At 67.2% G+C, this 18,974-nt stretch carries 15 protein-coding genes, 2 tRNA genes and 1 riboswitch; of the genes, 9 read left to right on the top strand and 8 right to left on the bottom strand.

Annotated features, from left to right (window positions below):
* Positions 1 to 2 precede the first annotated feature (2 nt).
* Both ACORJG_RS13135 and ACORJG_RS13130 read right to left on the bottom strand, forming a co-directional pair.
* Positions 3 to 1,208 carry an acetyl-CoA C-acetyltransferase gene (locus tag ACORJG_RS13135; protein ID WP_427789632.1) on the bottom strand — a complete coding sequence of 402 codons (1,206 nt, stop codon included), beginning with the start codon at positions 1,206 to 1,208 and terminating at the stop codon, positions 3 to 5.
* Between the two features lie 280 nt (positions 1,209 to 1,488).
* A complete protein-coding gene (locus ACORJG_RS13130; RefSeq protein WP_427789631.1) occupies positions 1,489 to 2,721 on the bottom strand; it encodes a PQQ-dependent sugar dehydrogenase in 1,233 nt (410 codons plus the stop codon).
* A 193-nt stretch (positions 2,722 to 2,914) separates the two neighbouring features.
* Between ACORJG_RS13130 and ACORJG_RS13125 the strand changes: the two genes are divergently transcribed.
* A tRNA-Met gene (locus ACORJG_RS13125) sits at positions 2,915 to 2,991 on the top strand.
* A gap of 186 nt (positions 2,992 to 3,177) precedes the next feature.
* Here ACORJG_RS13125 and ACORJG_RS13120 read toward each other — a convergent pair.
* The 3 genes from ACORJG_RS13120 to ACORJG_RS13110 form a co-directional block, all read right to left on the bottom strand.
* The gene (locus tag ACORJG_RS13120; protein WP_427789629.1) at positions 3,178 to 3,405 is read right to left on the bottom strand and encodes a hypothetical protein; all 228 of its coding nucleotides are present in this window, start codon (positions 3,403 to 3,405) and stop codon (positions 3,178 to 3,180) included.
* A gap of 404 nt (positions 3,406 to 3,809) precedes the next feature.
* A complete protein-coding gene (locus ACORJG_RS13115) occupies positions 3,810 to 4,037 on the bottom strand; it encodes a hypothetical protein (protein WP_427789627.1) in 228 nt (75 codons plus the stop codon).
* Between the two features lie 96 nt (positions 4,038 to 4,133).
* Entirely contained in the window at positions 4,134 to 4,715 is a 582-nt protein-coding gene (locus ACORJG_RS13110) for a manganese efflux pump MntP family protein (protein ID WP_427789625.1), read from the bottom strand.
* Between the two features lie 8 nt (positions 4,716 to 4,723).
* Positions 4,724 to 4,894, bottom strand: a riboswitch (yybP-ykoY riboswitch).
* Positions 4,895 to 5,070: 176 nt separating this feature from the next.
* On the opposite strand from ACORJG_RS13110, the gene rlmN reads away from it, so the two are divergent.
* The 3 genes from rlmN (at position 5,071) to ACORJG_RS13095 (ending at position 7,654) form a co-directional block, all read left to right on the top strand.
* On the top strand, positions 5,071 to 6,246 hold the full coding sequence (rlmN, locus tag ACORJG_RS13105; protein ID WP_427789624.1) for a 23S rRNA (adenine(2503)-C(2))-methyltransferase RlmN: 1,176 nt from the start codon (positions 5,071 to 5,073) through the stop codon (positions 6,244 to 6,246).
* 129 nt (positions 6,247 to 6,375) lie between these two features.
* The gene (locus ACORJG_RS13100; RefSeq protein WP_427793052.1) at positions 6,376 to 6,819 is read left to right on the top strand and encodes a DUF350 domain-containing protein; all 444 of its coding nucleotides are present in this window, start codon (positions 6,376 to 6,378) and stop codon (positions 6,817 to 6,819) included.
* Between the two features lie 10 nt (positions 6,820 to 6,829).
* On the top strand, positions 6,830 to 7,654 hold the full coding sequence (locus tag ACORJG_RS13095; protein ID WP_427789622.1) for a S1 family peptidase: 825 nt from the start codon (positions 6,830 to 6,832) through the stop codon (positions 7,652 to 7,654).
* Between the two features lie 36 nt (positions 7,655 to 7,690).
* Here the strand turns inward: ACORJG_RS13095 and ACORJG_RS13090 are convergent, their stop codons facing one another.
* Both ACORJG_RS13090 and ACORJG_RS13085 read right to left on the bottom strand, forming a co-directional pair.
* Positions 7,691 to 10,543 (bottom strand): M16 family metallopeptidase, encoded by a 2,853-nt coding sequence (locus ACORJG_RS13090; RefSeq protein ID WP_427789620.1) that lies wholly within the window; start codon positions 10,541 to 10,543, stop codon positions 7,691 to 7,693.
* 152 nt (positions 10,544 to 10,695) lie between these two features.
* Positions 10,696 to 11,571 (bottom strand): isoaspartyl peptidase/L-asparaginase family protein, encoded by an 876-nt coding sequence (locus tag ACORJG_RS13085; RefSeq protein WP_427789618.1) that lies wholly within the window; start codon positions 11,569 to 11,571, stop codon positions 10,696 to 10,698.
* Positions 11,572 to 11,677: 106 nt separating this feature from the next.
* Between ACORJG_RS13085 and ACORJG_RS13080 the strand changes: the two genes are divergently transcribed.
* Positions 11,678 to 12,679, top strand: a complete 1,002-nt coding sequence (locus ACORJG_RS13080) for an NADPH:quinone oxidoreductase family protein (protein WP_427789616.1) — start codon at positions 11,678 to 11,680, stop codon at positions 12,677 to 12,679.
* A 35-nt stretch (positions 12,680 to 12,714) separates the two neighbouring features.
* On the opposite strand, the gene ACORJG_RS13075 is transcribed toward ACORJG_RS13080, so the two are convergent.
* The gene (locus ACORJG_RS13075) at positions 12,715 to 13,119 is read right to left on the bottom strand and encodes a YkvA family protein (protein WP_427789614.1); all 405 of its coding nucleotides are present in this window, start codon (positions 13,117 to 13,119) and stop codon (positions 12,715 to 12,717) included.
* Positions 13,120 to 13,174: 55 nt separating this feature from the next.
* On the opposite strand from ACORJG_RS13075, the gene ACORJG_RS13070 reads away from it, so the two are divergent.
* The 4 genes from ACORJG_RS13070 (at position 13,175) to lpdA (ending at position 18,960) form a co-directional block, all read left to right on the top strand.
* Positions 13,175 to 13,957 carry an SDR family NAD(P)-dependent oxidoreductase gene (locus ACORJG_RS13070; protein ID WP_427789612.1) on the top strand — a complete coding sequence of 261 codons (783 nt, stop codon included), beginning with the start codon at positions 13,175 to 13,177 and terminating at the stop codon, positions 13,955 to 13,957.
* Positions 13,958 to 14,227: 270 nt separating this feature from the next.
* Positions 14,228 to 14,302: transfer RNA gene (locus ACORJG_RS13065), tRNA-Gly, on the top strand.
* 224 nt (positions 14,303 to 14,526) lie between these two features.
* Positions 14,527 to 17,361, top strand: coding sequence for a TonB-dependent receptor (locus ACORJG_RS13060; protein WP_427789610.1), 2,835 nt, complete (start codon positions 14,527 to 14,529; stop codon positions 17,359 to 17,361).
* 186 nt (positions 17,362 to 17,547) lie between these two features.
* Positions 17,548 to 18,960 carry a dihydrolipoyl dehydrogenase gene (gene lpdA / locus ACORJG_RS13055; RefSeq protein ID WP_427789608.1) on the top strand — a complete coding sequence of 471 codons (1,413 nt, stop codon included), beginning with the start codon at positions 17,548 to 17,550 and terminating at the stop codon, positions 18,958 to 18,960.
* Positions 18,961 to 18,974 lie beyond the last annotated feature (14 nt).

The raw sequence follows: 18,974 nt of genomic DNA, 5'->3' as shown, positions 1-18,974 counted from the left end.
GATCAGACGCGTTCGATGACGGTGGCGGTGCCCATGCCGGCGCCGATGCAGAGGGTGGCCAGTGCGGTGGACTTGTTCGAGCGTTCCAGCTCGTCCAGCACCGTGCCCAGGATCATGGCGCCGGTGGCGCCCAGCGGGTGGCCCATGGCGATGGCGCCGCCGCAGACGTTGATCTTGTCGTGCGGGATGTCGAGCGCCTGCATGTAGCGCAGCACCACGGCCGCAAAGGCTTCGTTCAGTTCATACAGGTCGATGTCGCCCGGTTGCATGCCCAGCTTGCCCAGCAGCTTGCGGGTGACGGGCTCGGGGCCGGTCAGCATGATCGACGGTTCCGAACCGATCGAAGCGCCGCCCAGAATCTTGGCGCGCGGCTTCAGGCCCAGCGCTTCGCCCATTTCCTTGGTGCCGATCAGCACGCCCGCGGCGCCGTCGACGATGCCGGACGAGTTGCCGGGGGTGTGGACGTGGTTGACGCTGGCGACCTCGGGATAACGCTGGCCGATCACGGCGTCGAAGCCCATGCCGCCCATCATGGCGAACGAGGGGTTCAGGCCCGCCAGCGTCTGCATGTCCGTGTTCGGGCGAACGGTTTCGTCACGATCCAGCTGGACGAGGCCGAGCTGGTTCCTGACCGCAATCACCGACTTGCCGAAGCGGCCCTCGGCCCAGGATTTGGCGGCGCGCTTGTGGCTTTCGACAGAATAGGCGTCCACGTCATCGCGGCTGAAGCCGTATTTGGTGGCGATCATGTCGGCGGAGACGCCCTGCGGCACGAAATAGCTCGGGAAGGCCGAGGACGGGTCGGTCGGCCAGGCGCCGCCGTCGGACCCCATCGGCACCCGGCTCATGGCCTCGACGCCGCCGCCGACGGCCATGCCCGCCTCGCCCGACTTCACCTTGGCGGCGGCCACGTTCACGGCTTCCAGACCCGAGGCGCAGAAGCGGTTCAACTGATAGCCCGCCGTTTCCTGGCTCCAGCCTGCCGTCAGGACGGCGGTGCGGGCGATGTCCGCGCCCTGTTCGCCGACCGGGGAGACCACGCCCAGCATGACGTCGTCCACCTTGGAGGTGTCCAGGCCGTTGCGGTCGCGCAGCGCTTCAAGCACCTGGGCCGCAAGGCTCAGGGCCGTGATCTCGTGCAGGCTGCCATCCTTCTTGCCCTTGCCGCGCGGGGTGCGCACGGCGTCGTAGATGTAGGCGTCGGCCATGGAGCGTCTCTCTCTTGTTGTGTCCCTATCGTTCGCTGCGCGGCAGCGAACTGCATGAGGGACGGGGTTTGAGTGTCCCTGTCGCTCGGCGCGTGTGCAGGGGCGGTGGGCGTCTTGGTTTGGGCGCGGTGGACGGGCGGGCCCGATCATCGCGTCTGGAATTGAAACTCAGGTCGTTAGAAAGCCGACGTTTACGTCAACGTCAAGTAACAAGGCGCGTGAGGACGCCTGATGTGAAAAGGGCGGGCCGCTTCATGCGACCCGCCCCCGAGGTTCAGTCTCAGCGGCGCGCCAGTCGCACCAGCTTGCCGTTCTCCTCGTCCGTCACGACCCAGACGGCGCCGTCGGGCGCCACGGCCACGTCGCGGATCCGCTCGCCCAGGCCGGTCAGCAGCCGCTCTTCGCCGACCACGCGCCCGTCGCGCAGCACCAGACGGACCAGATGCTTGCTGCCCAGTCCGCCGATCAGGGCGTTGCCTTTCCAGTCGGGGAACATGGCGCCGTCATAGAAGACCATGCCGCCCGGCGCGATTACCGGATCCCAGTAATAGACCGGCTGGACAGTGCCTTCCTTCGTCGTCGAGGCACCCTCGATGGCCTCGCCGCTGTATTCGATGCCATAGGCCGCGCCCGGCCAGCCGTAGTTGGCGCCCGCCTTCTCGAGGTTCAGTTCATCGCCGCCGCGCGCGCCGTGTTCGATGCTCCAGACCGCGCCCGTGCCCGGCTGGACGGCGATGCCCTGCGGGTTGCGGTGGCCATAGGACCAGATCTCGGGCAGGGCGCCCTCGCGGCCGACGAAGGGGTTGTCGGACGGAACCGAGCCGTCGGCGTTGATGCGGATGACTTTGCCGTGGTGCGAGGCCAGGCTCTGGGCCGTCGGCCGCATCGGCTTGTCCGACCGTTCGCCGATGGTGATGTACAGCTTGCCGTCCGAGCCAAAGACCAGGGAAGAGCCGAAGTGCTTGTCTCCGTCATAGGTGTCCTTGACCTGGAAGACGACCTGCACGTTTTCGATGCGGCTCAGATCGTCCGACAGGCGTCCGCGCGCCACGGCCGTGCCGTTGCCGCCGGTTCTCGGCTGGGCGTAGGACCAGTAGATCATGCGGTCCTGAGCAAAAGTCGGGCTCAGGATCACGTCCAGCAGGCCGCCCTGACCGCGCGCCGCCACGGCGGGCAGACCATTGATCGGCGCGCCGATCTTGCCATCAGCGCTTACCACGCGCATCCGGCCGGGACGTTCGGTCACCAGCCACTGGTCGTCCGGCAGTTGCGCGAGGCCCCAGGGATGCTCCAGCCCCTCGGCGACGACGCTATGCTGCATGGCGACCGTGGTGCTGACCGACGGCGCGCGGGTCTGGCCTTCATGCGCGGGTTTCTGATCGGGGTTGTTGGGCGGGCGCGTCTCGACGGGCGCGCCCGTGGCGGGGGCCGATTGCGCATCGTCCTGACCTTGCGCTCCGCATGCGGCGAGGGTCAGGGCGGCGGCGGAAACGGCGAAGAGGGCGAGGCGCATGGCGGCTCCTGAACAGCGTGTTGAGACGGCGAGGATGCAACCTCATGGCGCTTTATGCGAGCCGAAAGGCGCCGCGACCGATGGTCCCGCACGAAATCCGCATCGAAGCGGCTTGAACCGGAGGGAAGGCGGCGATATACGCACCCCTCTCGCGCTCAGGGTCGTTTCGGCTCCGCGCGAAACTCCCGTGTGGGGTTGGGTAGCTCAGATGGTTAGAGCGGTGGATTCATAACCCACAGGTCGGCGGTTCGATCCCGCCTCCAACCACCACGGATTTCTCGTTCAGAACCAGTGTCCGGTGCGCCGAAGCAAGAGCTTCGCTACGTGCATCAGCAGAGCAAATGGGGAACGGTTGCCGGCACCGGGAGCGAAGTTCTGGAATGGTTCCTCGGGATGTTTGCGCGACAATCTTCCCTGGGATTCTCTCGCTCTGTCGATCCGCCTTACCGGACAGCGTCAGGAGACAGCAGGCGCATCGGGTATCGCCTCGACGGCAGGTAGATGCAGGTCGATGATTTCGACGCAAGGCTCATGCCCCTGCTGGCGGGCGTAGTGGGCGGCGCTGTCCGCAGAAGCCATCATATGGGGCGGCTGTCTCTCGATCCGGTCGTTGATACGCAGGGCGTATTCATACCAGACGTGCGGTTCGCCGGCAGGCGTCGAACGCGATATGCGAAGGATCACGGCTGATGATGTCGCCATGTTTGCGTGCCCGCCCACCTGATTTCATATCAGTGAAATCCATGCCTGCGATCAATGAACATTGTCCAGCGGCAAGAGGCTTTATTCACAGCCCTTTTGGGGTCGCACGGAGCGAAGAAGGGCAGGATGGGGCGCTCCCGGCGTTGCGGGCGCCGAAATATCGCAGGCGCAGGATCTGAACGAAAACGGGCCGCGTTCATTGTCCCGGCATGCCCCTTTTCCCTCTCGCTGTCGGCGCGGTCATGCTGGCGGTGATCCTGACCGGGATCGACCGCGCCATTATGGGTGAGCGTTCTCGCCCGCCTGATCGGGATGTGGATGGCGAACCGGACGAGTCGGACGGGCCAGCCCGCGGATTGTAGCAGGCGCATGCAGCAGAAGCGGGTTCAGCTATTCCCGATACGTGATGCGCCGCCTGTGATCTTGCACAGATAGTCGGCCTGCGGACGGCCAGTCTGCATGCCGCTGGGCGTGAGGATGCCGCCGCGCGCGACGCAGTCCGCGTCGAGCTTGTCCATTTCTTCCTTGTAGCTCGGCAGGTTGCGGTCGGTGGCGCAGGCGCCCAGGGTCAGGGGCGCGCTGATGGCGACAAGAAGCAGGAGTGTCAGGCGCATGAGGGTTTCCTTCGGCGCTGGGATGTCTTCACATCAGAAGTAAAGAAGGTCCGCCAGCCGGCGTCGGCTGGCAAGGATAAAGCAGTCTGCCGACGTCTAACCCGCCAGCACGCCCAGATGCTCCAGCAGGATTTTGCATCCCAGCGCGATCAGGGCCAGACCGCCGATCAGTTCGGCGACCCTGCCCAACCGGGTTCCGGCGATCTTGCCGATAAGAAGCCCGACGGTCGCCATGACGAAGGTGGTGAAGCCGACGCAGAAGGCGATCAGCCAGATGTTGGCGTTCAGCAGCGCCAGTCCGACCCCCACCGCGCCCGCGTCGATCGAGGTGCCGACAGCGGTGGCGACCAGAGCCAGCAGGCCGCGTGAGGCGGGGTGGGCATCAGCGTCCGCCTCGGCCTCGTCCCGCTTCAGCGCCTCCCAGATCATCTTGAGGCCGACGGCGCCCAGCAGGCCGAAGGCGATCCAGTGGTCCACCGCCTCGACGAAATCAGCGGCGGCGACACCCAGTGCGAAGCCGATCAGAGGCGTGATGGCCTCGACCACGCCGAAGACAAGGCCGGAACGCAGGGCCTGAGACACGGTGGGGCGGTGTTGGGCGCCGCGTCCTATGGCGGCGGCGAAGGCGTCGGCGGACATGCTGAGGGACAGCACCGCTATGGCGATCGGAGACATCATGGAAACTGAAACTCGGCCGGGCGTATGACAGCACGCTCCACACACGGGCCGGCCCCGCATATGCAGCATGCTGGTCTCGCTAGGCGGATGGACACCCGCTGATCGCGCCATGCCCCGCAAGGCAAGTATGTTGACGCGACCCCGACTGGAGATGTCGGAAGCTACTCCCCAACAGGAGGCCGATGTAGCGGGCGATGCCGGGTGGATCAACCACAGCAGCCGCCGCAGTGGGTGACTTACTGTTTCGGGGCGCGGACAATCGGCTGCGCTTCTGCCGCCTCATGGCCAAAGGCGACAGAACCTACCATCTGTGCTAAAGATCGCCGCTTCACCCTTCGTCGCAGGACATCCGACCTTGAGCATTTCGCTCGATCTCTCGCGCGCCAGCGCCCCCACTCCTGGCATGGTCAAGACGCCCGTCAACCTCAGCGGTCTGACGCGCGACGAGCTGCGCCAGGCCCTGATCGACGCTGGAATCTGTCCGCCGGAGAAGGCCAAGATGCGCGCCTCTCAGGCGTGGCGCTGGATTCACCACTACGGCGTCACCGATTTCGATCTGATGAGCGACGTGGCCAAGGACACCCGCGCCAAACTGGCGGAGGCTTTCACCCTGGCCCGCCCCGAGATCGTCGAGCGCCAGGTGTCCAAGGACGGCACGCGCAAATGGCTGATCCGCACGGCGCCGGGCATCGAGATCGAAACCGTCTACATCCCCGACGTGGGTCGGGCGGGCGCCCTTTGCGTCTCGTCTCAGGTCGGCTGCACCCTGAACTGCACCTTCTGCCACACGGGCACGCAGAAGCTGGTCCGCAACTTGACGACGGCCGAGATCGTGGCTCAGGTCCAGGTGGCCCGTGACGATCTGGACGAGTGGCCCTCGCCCAAGGAAGACCGCCGCCTGTCCAACATTGTCTTCATGGGCATGGGCGAGCCGCTCTACAATCTGGACCACGTCGCCAACGCCATCGACATCATCTCCGACAACGAAGGCATCGCCCTGTCGCGTCGCCGGATCACGGTGTCCACCTCGGGCGTCGTGCCGCAGCTGAATGCTCTGGGCGAGCGCACGGCGGCCATGCTGGCCATCAGCCTGCACGCCACCAACGACCCCTTGCGCGACCAGTTGGTGCCGCTGAACAAGAAGTATCCGCTGGATCAGCTGATGGCCGCCATCCGCGCCTATCCCGGCCTGTCCAACGCGCGCCGGGTGACGTTCGAATACGTCATGCTGAAGGGCGTCAACGACAGCCCGGCCGAGGCGCGCGCCCTGATCAAGCTGATCGAGGGCATTCCGTCCAAGGTGAACCTGATCCCGTTCAACCCCTGGCCCGGCACGGACTATCAGTGCTCGGACTGGAAGACGATCGAGACCTTCGCCGCCATCCTGAACAAGGCCGGTTACGCCTCGCCCATCCGCACCCCGCGCGGCCGCGACATTCTGGCCGCCTGCGGCCAGCTGAAGTCCGAGAGCGAAAAGCTACGGGCCAGCGCGCGCCTGAAGGCCGAGCGCGAAGAGGCCGACGCGGCCTGACGCCATTCGTCCGATCTGACGCTTTGTCCGCCGACTGTGGCGCGGGCGCCCTAGCGGAACGGTCAGGCTTTCGGGCAAGGGTGTTTTGGTTTCGTTCCCCTTCAGGCTGGGAGGCTAGGGTTCATCGTGATGGAGACCTCGTCGTTGCCGGGCGTTCTGTCGACCCCTGAACTCCAGGCGTTCGCGACGGGCTTTCCGATCCTGATGCTGCATCTGGTCGTGACCTTCGGCCTGCTGGCGGCGGGGGCGGCGGTCTACGCCCTGCTGACGCCGTGGCGCGAGATCGCCCTGATCCGCCAGGGCAACTCGGCCGCCGCCGTGGCCTTTGCCGGCGTGTTGGTCGGTCTGGCGATTCCGCTGGCTGTGTCCCTGTCGGTGGCGAACTCGATCCGCGATATCGCCATCTGGGGCGTGGCGACGGTGGTGCTGCAACTGCTGGCCTTCCGCGTGGTCGACTTCCTGCTGCACGGCCTGCCGCAAAGAATAGAAAAGGACGAGATTTCCGCCGCCGTGGTCCTGGCCGGGGCCAAGCTGTCGACCGCCCTGATTCTGGCGGCCGCCCTGACCGGTTGAGGGAGCGGCCTTGCGCTTTCCCCATCTTCCTGACTGGACCATCTACGCCGCCGTTATCGGGGTGATCCTGATCGCCTCGCTGAACCGGGGCGAGCGGGCCGATGCGCCGCACGATTTTCACGTCGATGATTTCTCAGGCCCTTTGCTGGGACCGATCACGCCGTTTGATCCGACGGTCACTGTCGATGCATCTGACGAGCATGAACCCGTATCCGGCACCGCCTTCTCCATAGCCGGGGACGGTCGCTGGATCACCGCCCGCCATGTGGTCGAGGGCTGCCGCAGGCCTGCCCTGATGATCGATAAAACGCGCGCCCTGGCCGCGGACGTGCGTCTGGCGGCGCGGGCGGATGTGGCGTTGTTGCTGACGGACGGCGGCCCGCCTGCCCTGCCCATCGCGGCGGAGGCGCCGCTCTACAAGGGCCAACGCGCCTTTCACCCGGGCTTCCCGCAGGGGCAGCCGGGCGAGATCGCTTCGCGCCTGATCGGCCGCGAGACGCTGAAGATTCGCGGCCACCGCTCCTATGACGAGCCGGTGCTGGCCTGGGCCGAGGCCGGGCGCACGCGAGGGCTGAAAGGCACGCTGTCGGGTCTGTCAGGCGCGCCTGTTCTGGACCGGCGCGGGCGGGTGCTGGGCGTGACCATCGCCGAGTCGCCCCGGCGCGGCCGCATCTACACCACGGCGCCGGATACCTTCGTTCCCGCCGTCGGCGCCCAGCAGCGCGCCGATGAAGCGGCGCTGGGGCAGGCGGTCACGACCCAGAACTACGGCGCTGTCTCCGACCGTCTGCGCCGCGACCTGCGGGTGGCTCAGGTCGTGTGTCTGACGACCTGATTTCCTCCCCACAGGGTGGGGAGGAAAAGAGCGCGCTTATTTCAGCGTCGCGCTGTCCAGATTCAGTTCGGTCAGCGGAATGACCTCGACGTTCGGATATTTCGCCCGCAGGCTGTCGATGAACTTGGAGGCGTCCCCGACCACGACTATGCTGGCCCGGTCGGTCGGCAGGTGTTGGGCGAAGGCCGCCTCGACCTGCTGCGGCGTGACCGCGCGGACGCGCCCGGCATAGTCGGCCAGATCGCTCATCGGCAGGTCATAGAGCGCCAGGTTGGCGACCAGACCGCCCAGGCCGTCGACCGTCTCTAGCGAGCGGCCGAAGGCGCCGATCAGGGTGGCGCGGCGCGGGGCCAGTTCGGTCTCGGTCGCCGGGGCGGCGCCCAGCTTGGCGATCTCGGCCAGCATCAGCTCGACCACCTCGGTCGCCGACTCGTTCTTGGTCTGGGTCGAGGCGGTGAAGACGCCCGTTTCGGCTCGCGCGCTCAGCGACGATCCGGCGCCGTAGGACAGGCCCTTCTCGATGCGGATCTTCTGGTTAAGCCGCGAGGAGTAGCCGCCGCCCAGCAGGGTGTTGCCGACCGTCAGCGGGAAGAAGTCGGCGTCGGTGCGGCTGACGCCGCGGATGGCGGCGACGACCGCCGCCTGACCGGCGCCCGGCTGGTCGATGACGACGACGCGCGGCGTCAAGGTCTGGCCCGCCTTGTCGATGGCGGCGGGGGCGGGACCCGCGTCGCGCCAGTCGCCGAAGGCTTCATCCGCCAGCGCGCGGGCCTCGGCCGGGGTCACGTCGCCCGAGAAGACCAGAGTCGCCTGCGACGGGCGGAAGCGGTCGGAGTGGAACACCGCCACGTCGTCGCGCGTCAGGGCGGGGATGCTGTTCACCGTGCCCGAGCCAGGCGCGCCGTAGGGTGCGTCGCCGTAGATCACGCGGCCGACCGCCTGTCCGGCGACGGCGCCGGGTTGGCTCAGCGCCACGCGCAGGCCGTCCAGCGTCTGGGCCTGCTGACGCTCCAGTTCCTCGGCGGCGAAGGTCGGATTGCGCACCAGATCGGCCATCAGGGTCAGGGTCCGGCTGAACACGTCCTTGGGCGCATTGGCGTAGACATTGGTGAAGTCGGCGCCCGCGCCTGCGCCGATGCTGGCGCCCAGTTGCTCGATGGCGGTGGCGATTTCCGGCGCGTCCTTGGTCGTCGTGCCTTGAGTCAGCAGGGCGGCCGTCATGGAGGCGACGCCCGCTTTGCCTGCCGGGTCATGGGCGGAACCGGCGTTGAAGTTCAGCCGCGCCGAAACCAGCGGCAGACCCGTCGTCGGCGCGACCAGCACGCGCAGGCCGTTGTCGAGGCGGAAGTCGGCGATGGCGGGGGTGGCGGGCGACACCTCAGGTCCCGGCTGGGGCAGGCGGGCGCGCTCGGCTTCCGGCAGCAGGACGGCGACCGGACCGGCCGGGGCCAGGGACGCGACCGTGATGGGGGCGTCGACGTTCTTCTTCTGCTCGCTGGGCGCATTGGCGTCGTCGGCGGGCAGGTAGTTAATGGTGATCTGGCGTTGCGGCGTCAGATAGCGGCGGGCCACGCGCTGCACGTCGGCGGCGGTGACGGCCTGGATCTCGGCGATCTCGCGGTCGGCGGCGGTCGCGTCGCCGGTCATGATCAACGCCATGCCCAGGGTGGTGGCGCGGTCGTCGATGCTTTCACGGCCGCGCAGGGCGTCGGCGACCAGCTCGTTCTTGGCCTCGGCCAGTTCGGCGGCGGTGACAGGTTCGTCGCGCAGGCGCGCGATCTCGGCCTCCAGCGCGGCCTTGCCGGTCTCGACCGTCTGGCCGTCGGCCATGATGGCGTAGGCTGCCAGATTGCCCGCCTGCTGGGCGAAGTCGGGGTTGGAGCCCGCCGAGGCGGCGATCTGCTTGTCATAGACCAGCGAGCGATAGAGGCGGCTGCTCTCGCCGGTCGACAGGATGCCGTCCAGCACCGTCAGGGCCGCGCGGTCGGCGTCCTTATAGGCCACGGTGTTCCACGCCAGGGCCACGGCGGGCAGGGGCACGTTCGGCGCATAGTAGGTGGCGGTGCGCGGGCCGGTCGGCTCCGGCTCCTTGACGTCGTGGGTCGGCATGGGCGTCGACGGACGCTTCAGTGGGGCGAAATACTCGTTCACCCAGCCGTCCAGCTGCGCCTGATCGAAATTGCCCGCCACGATCAGCATGGCGTTGTCCGGCCGGTAGTAGGTGGCGTGGAAACGCAGCACCTCGTCCAGCGTCGCGGCGTCCAGCTCCTCGATCGAGCCGATGCCCGGACGGCGATAGGGGTGGTCCTGATAGATGGTCTCGGGCGTGAACAGGCCGAACAGGCGGCCGTAGGGGCTGGCCAGGATGCGCTGGCGGTATTCCTCCTTCACCACGTCGCGTTCGGAGGCGAAGTTGGCCTCGTCGACGACCAGCGAGCCCATGCGGTCCGCCTCGGCGAACAGGATGCGCTGCAGGTGGTTGGCGGGGACGACCTCGTAATAGGCGGTCACGTCGTCGGCGGTGAAGGCGTTGTTGAAGCCGCCGACGTCCTCGGTCAGACGATCGAACGTCTCGGACGGCATGTTCTTCGTCGCCTTGAACAGCAGGTGCTCGAACAGGTGGGCGAAGCCCGAACGGCCCGCGGGATCGTCCTTCGACCCCACGCGATACCAGACCTGGACCGTGACGTTGGAGGTCGAGGCGTCGCGCGCCGTATAGACCTCCATCCCGTTGGCCAAAACCCGCTTGTGGAAGCCCAGCGGCGGCACGGCGACCCCGCCCTGCGCGGCGGCGAGGGCGGCAGGCGGCGCCTTGGCTGAGGCGGCGACGGCGGGCAGGCCCATCAGAAGCGCCGAGGCGCAGACGGTCAGGATCAGGCGATTCTTCATGGCGGACGGCCTTTCAGCGCCCGCGCTCGAAGAAACGGGCGCTGAAGACCTAGCAGGCCGAAGAGCCGGCGCACACCTTACGGTGCTGTAATGAAGCGGCCCCCCATTCACCGCTCATTCCCACGGAGGCGGGGATGAGCGTAATCAGGATGTCACCGTCCGAACACCTCGACGCCCACGCTGCCGTCGGTCGCCAGCCAGGCGCGCTTCATGCCCTGGCTGTTGTAGGGCTGGGCGATGTTGCCTTCGCGGTCCAAGGCGATCAGGCCGCCGTCTCCGCCGAGGGCGCCTATGCGATCGATGACGGCCTGCGACGCCTCGGCCAGAGACTGACCGGCGGCCACGCCGAAGGCGGTGCGCGCGGCGGCGGCGACGCGGATGAAATACTCGCCCTGTCCGGTGCAGGAGACGGCGGCGTGCTCGTCGGCCCAGGTTCCGGCGGCGGGGATGGGGGTGTCCCCGACGCGGCCCGGCATCTTGCCGAACACGCCCGCCGTCGAGGTGGCGGCGGCCAGCCGGCCCTGACTGTCCAGCACGCAGCAGCCGACGGTGCCGTGGCTGAGGCCGCTGGGCGGATGGTTGTCCTCGCCCTGACCGGCGCGGGTGTACCAGGCCTCGGGATCTTCGACGCGCGCCAGGCCCTGTTCGGCGGCGAAGCGGGCGGCGCCGTCTCCGGCCAGCATGACGTGGGGCGTGCGGTCCATCACCGCGCGGGCGGCGACGACCGGATTGCGGAAGCCCTGCAGGGCGGCGACGGCCCCGGCCTTGCCCGAGGCGCCGTCCATGAGGCTGGCGTCCAGCTCATAATCGCCCGCCAGATTGGGCGAGGCGCCGCGACCGGCGACATAGAGGCCGGAATCCTCCAGCATGACGACCGCCTCGACCGCCACGTCCAGGGCCGAGGCCCCGGCGTCCAGCCGCGCCTTCATCGCCTCGACGACCTCGCGCATGTGAACGACCTCGGCGTCGTAGTTGCGCTCGCGCCGGGCGCCGGCTCCGCCGTGAAGGATGAGGGCGGTTTTCGCCATGATCGTCTCCTTGCCTCGTTTGGCCTCTTGCATCGGGCCGCGCGCTGATTAGCGTCGCGATCGTGTCGGCGCCAAGGCCGATGGGGGATAGCTGAAAGAGTCCTACATGCGCGCAGTCCTGTCCAAGGCCCCCGGCGGCCCGGAATCGCTTGTCGTCGAGGAGATCATGGACCCCACGCCCGGACCGGGCGAGGTGGTGATCGAGGTCAAGGCCGTGGGCGTCAACTATCCCGACGCCCTGATCATCGCTGACAAATACCAGTTCAGGCCCGAGCGCCCCTTCGCGCCGGGCGCCGAGGTGGCGGGCGTGGTCGACGCCGTCGGCGAGGGGGTGAAGGGCGTCTTCCGGGGCGACCGGGTCGTCGCCGTGCCCGGCTGGGGCGGCATGGTGGAGCGGCTTAAGGTCAAGGCCGAGACCCTGATCCCGATCCCCGACGGCATGGACTATGAGACCGCCGCCGCCTTCATCATGACCTACGGCACCAGCTACTACGCCCTGAAAGATCGGGCGCAGCTGCAACCGGGCGAGACGCTGCTGGTGCTGGGCGCGGCGGGCGGCGTCGGCGCCGCCGCCGTCGAACTGGGCAAGGCGATGGGCGCGCGCGTGGTCGCCGCCGCCTCGACCAACGATAAGGTTGAGTTTGCGCTCGAACTGGGCGCCGACAACGGCCTGATCTACCCCTCCGGCCCGATGGACAAGGCGGCCCAGAAGGAACTGTCGGGCGAGTTCAAGCTGTCGACCGGCCGCGACGGCGCTGACGTGGTGTTCGACGGCGTCGGCGGCGACTACGCCGAACCGGCCCTGCGCGCGATGGACTGGAACGGCCGCTATCTGGTGGTGGGCTTCCCGGCGGGGATTCCATCCCTGCCGCTGAACCTGACGCTGCTGAAGTCGGTGTCCGTGGTCGGCGTCTTCTGGGGCGCCGCCGTGGCGCGCGATCCGCAGGGACACGCCGCCAACATGGCCGAACTGATGCAGCTCTACACGGAGGGCAAGATCAAGCCGCGCGTCAGCCGCACCTTCCCGCTGGAACGCGCCCACGAGGCCATTCAGGCGCTCAGCGATCGCACCGCCATCGGCAAGATCGTGGTCAAGGTCGAGGACTGATTGGAGCGCCCTTCTCCTGCTGGCGGGAGAAGGGCCTATTCCTCATCTTCACGCAGTCGCCGTAGAGCCTGCGCCGCCTGTTCGTGGTGGCGCGGCTTCAGGTGGGCGCCAAGGGTGGCGAGGACGGCGGCGATCACTGCGGCGTCGTCGGTGAAGCCGATGCCGACGAAGACGTCGGGAATGGCGTCGACGGGCATGACGAAATAAGCCAGCGCGCCCAGGATCAGCCCCTTGGCAGCCAGCGGCGTCTTGGGGTCCTGTGCGGCGTACCAGGCGGCGACGGCCTGATCGGCGAAGGGAATGTGCGCGGCGGTGCGGCGCATCTTGGGCCAGAAACCCTTGCGCACCCGGACCTCGTTCACCTTCTGGACAGAGGGAAGCAGCGCCTTCTCAGGATTGATGGCGTCTTCGGGCGACATTCCGTTGGTCTTTGCGGTCATGACCGCTAAATCCTCGCATGAGCACTCGGTTCAATCGAATATAGGGACGACTTCCATGAAACTCGACGCTTCGATCGCGGCGGTGGTGACGGGCGGGGCTTCGGGCCTCGGCGAGGGCACGGCGCGCGCCCTGGCGGCCAAGGGCGTCAAGGTCGCCCTGTTCGACCTGAACGAGGAAAAGGGCGAGGTCATCGCCAGGGAAATCGGCGGCGTCTTCTGCAAGGTCGACGTGACCTCGGACGAGAGCGTGGCCGCTGGCTTCGCCAAGGCCCGCGCCGCCCACGGCCAGGAGCGCCTGACCGTCAACTGCGCCGGGATCGCCACGGGCCAGAAGACCGTCAGCCGCAAGCGTGATACCGGCGAGATCCGCGCCCACGACATGGCCCAGTTCGAGCGCACCGTCACGATCAACCTGTTCGGCACCTTCCGCGTCCTGTCGCAGTCGGCGGCGGGCATGGTGACGCTGGAGCCGATGGCGGACGGCGAGCGGGGCCTGATCGTCAACACCGCCTCGGTAGCGGCTCAGGACGGCCAGATCGGCCAGGCGGCCTATTCGGCGTCCAAGGGCGGCGTCTACGCCATGACCCTGCCCGTCGCCCGTGATCTGGCGCAGGAAGGCGTGCGCGTGAACACCATCCTGCCCGGCATCATGTGGACGCCGATGATGGCGGGCATGGACCAGAAGGTTCAGGACAGCCTGGCCGCGGCCATTCCCTTCCCCAGCCGCCTCGGCACGCCTGCGGACTATGCGGCACTGGCCCTGCATTTGGCGGAGAACGTCTACATCAACGGCGAGTGCATCCGTCTGGACGGAGCCATTCGTCTGGCTCCTCGCTAAAGCGAGGATCATTAAGGTCGCTATCGCTCGCCACGCGGCGGCTCGCTGTTTGAGCGGGCAGGGCGCAGACAGAGCGGCGACGGCGCTTTTAAGCGGCCCTCGGGGCGTCCGTGCTGGCGTTTCGGGGGCCGTTTTCGTGTGAAGTTTCAGGGCTATTCGAAAAAAATCGATGGATTGAACGAAAATCGAAAAAGGGGCTTGCGCGATCCGAAGTCGGTCCGCTATACGCCCCTTCCTCGACGGGGAGCAGCACATCGCTCCCAACGGAGTGCGGGCGTAGCTCAGGGGTAGAGCATCACCTTGCCAAGGTGAGGGTCGGGCGTTCGAATCGCCTCGCCCGCTCCAGTCGAAAGGGAAAACGGGGTCCGGCCGCAAGGTCGGGCCCCGTTTCCTTTTGCGCGCCTGTCATCGCAGGCGGATGATCCGTGGCGGGATCAACTGTCGCCATTTCGTGTTCCGCGCGCAGATTCCTTTTCGTCAAACCGTCGCTGCCGCGTCGCCGCTGCGCATTAGCCATCCCCGCCAGAACCGGAGCGCCATATGCGGCGCCGGGCGTCGGGGACAAGCACATGAAGCTCGGACTTCTTCTCAGCGCGGCCAGCCTGCCGCTGATCTTCGCCGTGGCCGCTCAGGCGGCTGACGTCGTGGCGGTGGACGCCGCATCGGCCGCTGTGGCTGCAGTGGCGGGCGACGGTCTGGTCGGGCGTGTCGTCAGCGCCGACGGCTCGCCCCTGCCGGGCGTCGAGATCATCGACCGCGTCAGCGGCCGCCGCGCCGTCAGCAACAGCCAGGGCGAGTTCAACCTGGGCGGCGTCTCGGGCCAGGTGACGCTGGAGGCGCGCTACATCGGCCTGCCGACCGCGACGCAGACAGTCGCCGCCGCGCCGGGGCGCCTGACCTCCGTCACTGTCATGATGGGATCGGGCGACGCCGTCGCCGTGGCTGATGTCGTCGTCAACGGCGTGATCACCGATGGCGTGGCCCGCTCGCTGAATCAGCAGAAGAACGCCGACGGCACCGTCAACGTCCTGTCGGCCGACGCCATCGGCCGCTATCCTGATCCGAACGTGGCGGAATCGCTGCAGCGCGTGCAGGGCATCGCCATCCAGCGCGATCAGGGCGAAGGCCGCTATATCAACGTGCGGGGCGCACCGTCGTCCTTCACGGCCATTTCCGTGGACGGCGTGGCCATTCCGGCGGTCAGTCCGACGACCCGCGCCGTGGACCTGGACACCCTGCCCAGCGACATCGTTTCAAGCGTAGAGGTGTCCAAGACCCTGACCCCGGCCCAGGACGCGGACTCCATTGCCGGGGCGGTCGAGATCAAGACCCGCTCGCCCTTCGACAAGCGCCGTCTGGCGATCAGCGGCTATGCGGGCGGCAGCTATAACGACTACGGCGGTTCGGATACGCGGGCGGGGGCGACGATCTCCAACGTCTTCGGCCCGGACCAGACCTTCGGCGCCCTGCTGTCGCTCAGCTATTCGGAAACCAACCGCCGCCCCGACAACGTCGAGAACGCCTGGGTCTATGACAAGGATACCGGTCGCTATCTGATCGAAGAGACGCTGTTCAAGGACTATGAGACCAAGCGCACGCGCCAGGCCCTGACCGGCGCACTGGAATGGCGCCCCGGCGACGCCTTGCGCGCCTGGGTGCGCGGCTCATACGCCGAGTTCGAGGATGACGAATATCGCGACACCCTGCGGTTCGGCTATTCGGACGGCGCTATTCAGCCGGGCGCGACCGATCATTCGGCGACCTTCAAAGATGCGCGCATCTACAAGGCCCTGCGTCACCGCACCCAGAACAACCAGATCACGACGCTGAACACGGGGATGGAGCGTACCTTCGGCAACGGCGCCGTGTGGGATGCGACCCTGTCGTGGGCCAAGAGCGAGCAGACCTATCCGCACCGCGATGAACTGGTTTTCCGCTCAGGCAAGCAGACGCTGAGCTATGACGCCAGCGACCACTATCAGCCGACCTATTCGGCCTTTGCTGATCCGAACGGCTATTACCTGAACGCCGCCAACTACGACTTCCGCGAGAACACCTTCCGCTCGAACGCGACGACGCAGGAAGATGTGGCGTTCAGGACCAACTATGAGCTGCCGACCATCATCGCCGGGCGCGAGGTGACGCTGAAGTTCGGCGCCAAATACAGCACCCGCGACGTGGAGGCCGATGAGGAGCGGTTCCGTGATCGCAACGGCGCCGTCAGCCCCGGCGCCATGGGGCCGCTGCTGTCGGGCCGCGAGTCGCAAAACTATGACTACCGGCTGGGCTTCAAGCTGGATCACGGTCAGGTCGCGGACTATTTCGAACGTATCCGCGCGACATCGACCAATCCTGATCCCGCCGCCGGGGTGCGCCGCATGCCGCAGTCGATCACGGCCGACTACACCGCCAATGAAGACGTGCTGGGCGCCTATGGTCAGGCGCGCTTCGACGTCGGCGCGACCAATGTCCTGGTCGGGCTGCGCGTCGAGAAGACGGACTTTGAGGGTTCGGCGCTCAATGTTCCGACCAAGGGCGATCCGGTGAAGGTGACGGTCCAGCGCGACCAGACCGACTTCTTCCCCAATCTGACGCTACGCCACAGCTTCAGCGACCAGTTGGTCGGCCGTTTCGCCCTGACGCGGGCGATCTCGCGGCCGGACTATAAGGACATCGTTCCGCGCGTTCTGGACACCACCGACAGCGGCCGCATCACCGTCTCGCGCGGCAATCCTGACCTGAAGCCGACCCTGTCGAACAACATCGACGCCGGGCTGGAATATTACCTGCGTCCGCTGGGCGTGGTTTCGGCCAACGCCTTCTACAAGGATCTGTCGAACTATCGCTTCACCCTGATCACGGAGGACGCGCCCTATGCGCCCTCGCCGTCGGGCCTGGCGTCCATTACCGAGGCCATGAACGCCCCGGACGGCCATCTGATGGGCATTGAGTTCAACTGGCAGCAGACCTTCGGCTTCCTGCCGGGCTGGGCGTCGGGCTTCGGCGTCTTCGCCAACTACACCCTGACGGACGCCGAGATCAAAACCAGCCGGACCTATGGCGGGCGTGACCGTTTCACCCTGCCGGGCCAGTCGGACGCGACCTATAATCTGGCCCTCTTCTATGAGCGCAGCGGTCTCAGCGCGCGGGTGTCCTACACCCACCGCGGCGACTATCTGGAGGCGATCGACGCCGAAAACCCGGGCATGGACCTGTGGGTCGAAGGCCGCGGCCAGCTGGACTTCACCGCCTCCTACGACTTCGGCAACGGGGTCGAGGTGTTCGGCGAGGCCAAGAACCTGACCGACACGGCGGGCGTCCGCTACTACGGCTCGCGCGAGCGGACCTATGAGTATGAGAAGTTCGGCTACAACGTCTTCATGGGCGTGCGCTTCAAATACTGATCAGTCCTGACGGGGTGAATCCGAAGGCCGGGCGGCGACGCCCGGCCTTTTGCCTTCCTTGGCATGGCCCCCGTCGGGATCAGGGCCTATATGGACTGTGGCGGTTGACCCCGCCGGGGCTGGCGCTAGTGTCCGCGCCGCTTCTTTTTCAGCGCCTGCGCGGCGCCCGAACCATCAGAGGACCTCATGGCCGACGCCGCTTCCCAGACCTACGACGTGGTGATCATCGGGGGCGGGCCGGGCGGCTACAACGCCGCCATCCGCGCCGGACAGCTGGGGCTGAAGACCGCCCTGGTCGAAAAGCGCGCGACCCTGGGCGGCACCTGCCTGAACGTCGGCTGCATGCCGTCCAAGGCCCTGCTGCACGCCTCGGAACTGTATGAGGCCGCCAACGTCGAATTCGCCGGCATCGGCATCGAGGTGAAGCCCAAGCTGAACCTGGCCCAGATGCACAAGGCCAAGGATGACAGCGTCGAGGCCCTGACCAAGGGCATCGAATTCCTGATGAAGAAGAACAAGGTCGACGTGGTGAAGGGCTTCGGCCGCATCGCCGGGGCCGGCAAGGTGGAGGTCGAAGCCGAGGGCGGCGCCAAGACCACGCTCGACACGAAGAACATCGTCATCGCCACCGGCTCCGAGCCGACCCCGCTGCCGGGCGTCGATTTCGAGGACGGCAAGGTCATCGACTCGACCGGCGCCCTGTTCCTGCCCAAGGTGCCCAAGCATCTGATCGTCATCGGCGCGGGCGTCATCGGCCTTGAGCTCGGCTCGGTCTGGCGCCGTCTGGGCGCCCAGGTCACGGTCGTCGAGTTCCTCGACAAGGTCGGCGCGGGCATGGACGGCGAGGTCGCCACCGCCTTCCAGCGCGGCCTGACCAAGCAGGGCATGACCTTCCGCATGGGCACCAAGGTCACCGGCGCCAAGACGTCCAAGGACGGCGTTGAACTGACGCTGGAACCGGCCAAGGGCGGCGAAGCCGAGACGCTGAAGGGCGACGTGGTTCTGGTCGCCATCGGCCGCCGTCCCTACACGGCCGGTCTGGGGCTGGAGACGGTCGGCGTCACGCCGGATCCGCGCGGCTTCATCGCCAACGACCACTTCAAGACCTCGGCGCCGGGCGTCTGGGTCATCGGCGACGTGACGCACGGCCCGATGCTGGCGCACAAGGCCGAGGAAGACGCCGTGGCCGTCATCGAGCTGATCGCGGGCAAGCCTGGCCACGTCGACTACGACCTGGTGCCGTCGGTCATCTACACCGGCCCGGAAGTGGCCTGGGTCGGCAAGACCGAAGAGGCGCTGAAGGCCGCGGGCGTTTCCTACAAGAAAGGAAAGTTCCCCTTCGCCGCCAACAGCCGCGCCAAGATCAACCACGAGACCGAGGGCTTCGTGAAGGTCCTGGCTGACGCCGCAACCGACAAGGTTCTGGGCGTCCACATCTATGGCCCGCAGGCGGGCGAGCTGATCGGCGAGGCCTGCATGACCATGGCCTTCGGCGGCGCTTCGGAAGACGTGGCCCGCACCTGCCACCCGCACCCGACGCGCTCGGAGGCCTTCCGTCAGGCCGCCATGGGCGTCGAAGGCTGGACGATGCAGGCGTAAGCCTTTCCGGGCTT

The organism is Brevundimonas diminuta, assembly GCF_050310045.1.
In the GTDB taxonomy this organism is placed as follows: Bacteria; Pseudomonadota; Alphaproteobacteria; order Caulobacterales; family Caulobacteraceae; genus Brevundimonas; species Brevundimonas diminuta_F.
This window is presented reverse-complemented; position numbering and strand designations above follow the sequence as displayed.

What these genes read in the sequence shown, in the direction of transcription:
- ACORJG_RS13115 (WP_427789627.1), bottom strand. Translation starts at nt 4,037, where the DNA reads ATGCGCCTGACACTCCTGCTTCTTGTCGCCATCAGCGCGCCCCTGACC.
- ACORJG_RS13060 (WP_427789610.1), top strand. Translation starts at nt 14,527, where the DNA reads ATGAAGCTCGGACTTCTTCTCAGCGCGGCCAGCCTGCCGCTGATCTTC.
- ACORJG_RS13135 (WP_427789632.1), bottom strand. Translation starts at nt 1,208, where the DNA reads ATGGCCGACGCCTACATCTACGACGCCGTGCGCACCCCGCGCGGCAAG.
- ACORJG_RS13070 (WP_427789612.1), top strand. Translation starts at nt 13,175, where the DNA reads ATGAAACTCGACGCTTCGATCGCGGCGGTGGTGACGGGCGGGGCTTCG.
- ACORJG_RS13130 (WP_427789631.1), bottom strand. Translation starts at nt 2,721, where the DNA reads ATGCGCCTCGCCCTCTTCGCCGTTTCCGCCGCCGCCCTGACCCTCGCC.
- ACORJG_RS13075 (WP_427789614.1), bottom strand. Translation starts at nt 13,119, where the DNA reads ATGACCGCAAAGACCAACGGAATGTCGCCCGAAGACGCCATCAATCCT.
- ACORJG_RS13090 (WP_427789620.1), bottom strand. Translation starts at nt 10,543, where the DNA reads ATGAAGAATCGCCTGATCCTGACCGTCTGCGCCTCGGCGCTTCTGATG.
- ACORJG_RS13085 (WP_427789618.1), bottom strand. Translation starts at nt 11,571, where the DNA reads ATGGCGAAAACCGCCCTCATCCTTCACGGCGGAGCCGGCGCCCGGCGC.
- ACORJG_RS13100 (WP_427793052.1), top strand. Translation starts at nt 6,376, where the DNA reads ATGGAGACCTCGTCGTTGCCGGGCGTTCTGTCGACCCCTGAACTCCAG.
- lpdA (WP_427789608.1), top strand. Translation starts at nt 17,548, where the DNA reads ATGGCCGACGCCGCTTCCCAGACCTACGACGTGGTGATCATCGGGGGC.
- ACORJG_RS13110 (WP_427789625.1), bottom strand. Translation starts at nt 4,715, where the DNA reads ATGATGTCTCCGATCGCCATAGCGGTGCTGTCCCTCAGCATGTCCGCC.
- ACORJG_RS13080 (WP_427789616.1), top strand. Translation starts at nt 11,678, where the DNA reads ATGCGCGCAGTCCTGTCCAAGGCCCCCGGCGGCCCGGAATCGCTTGTC.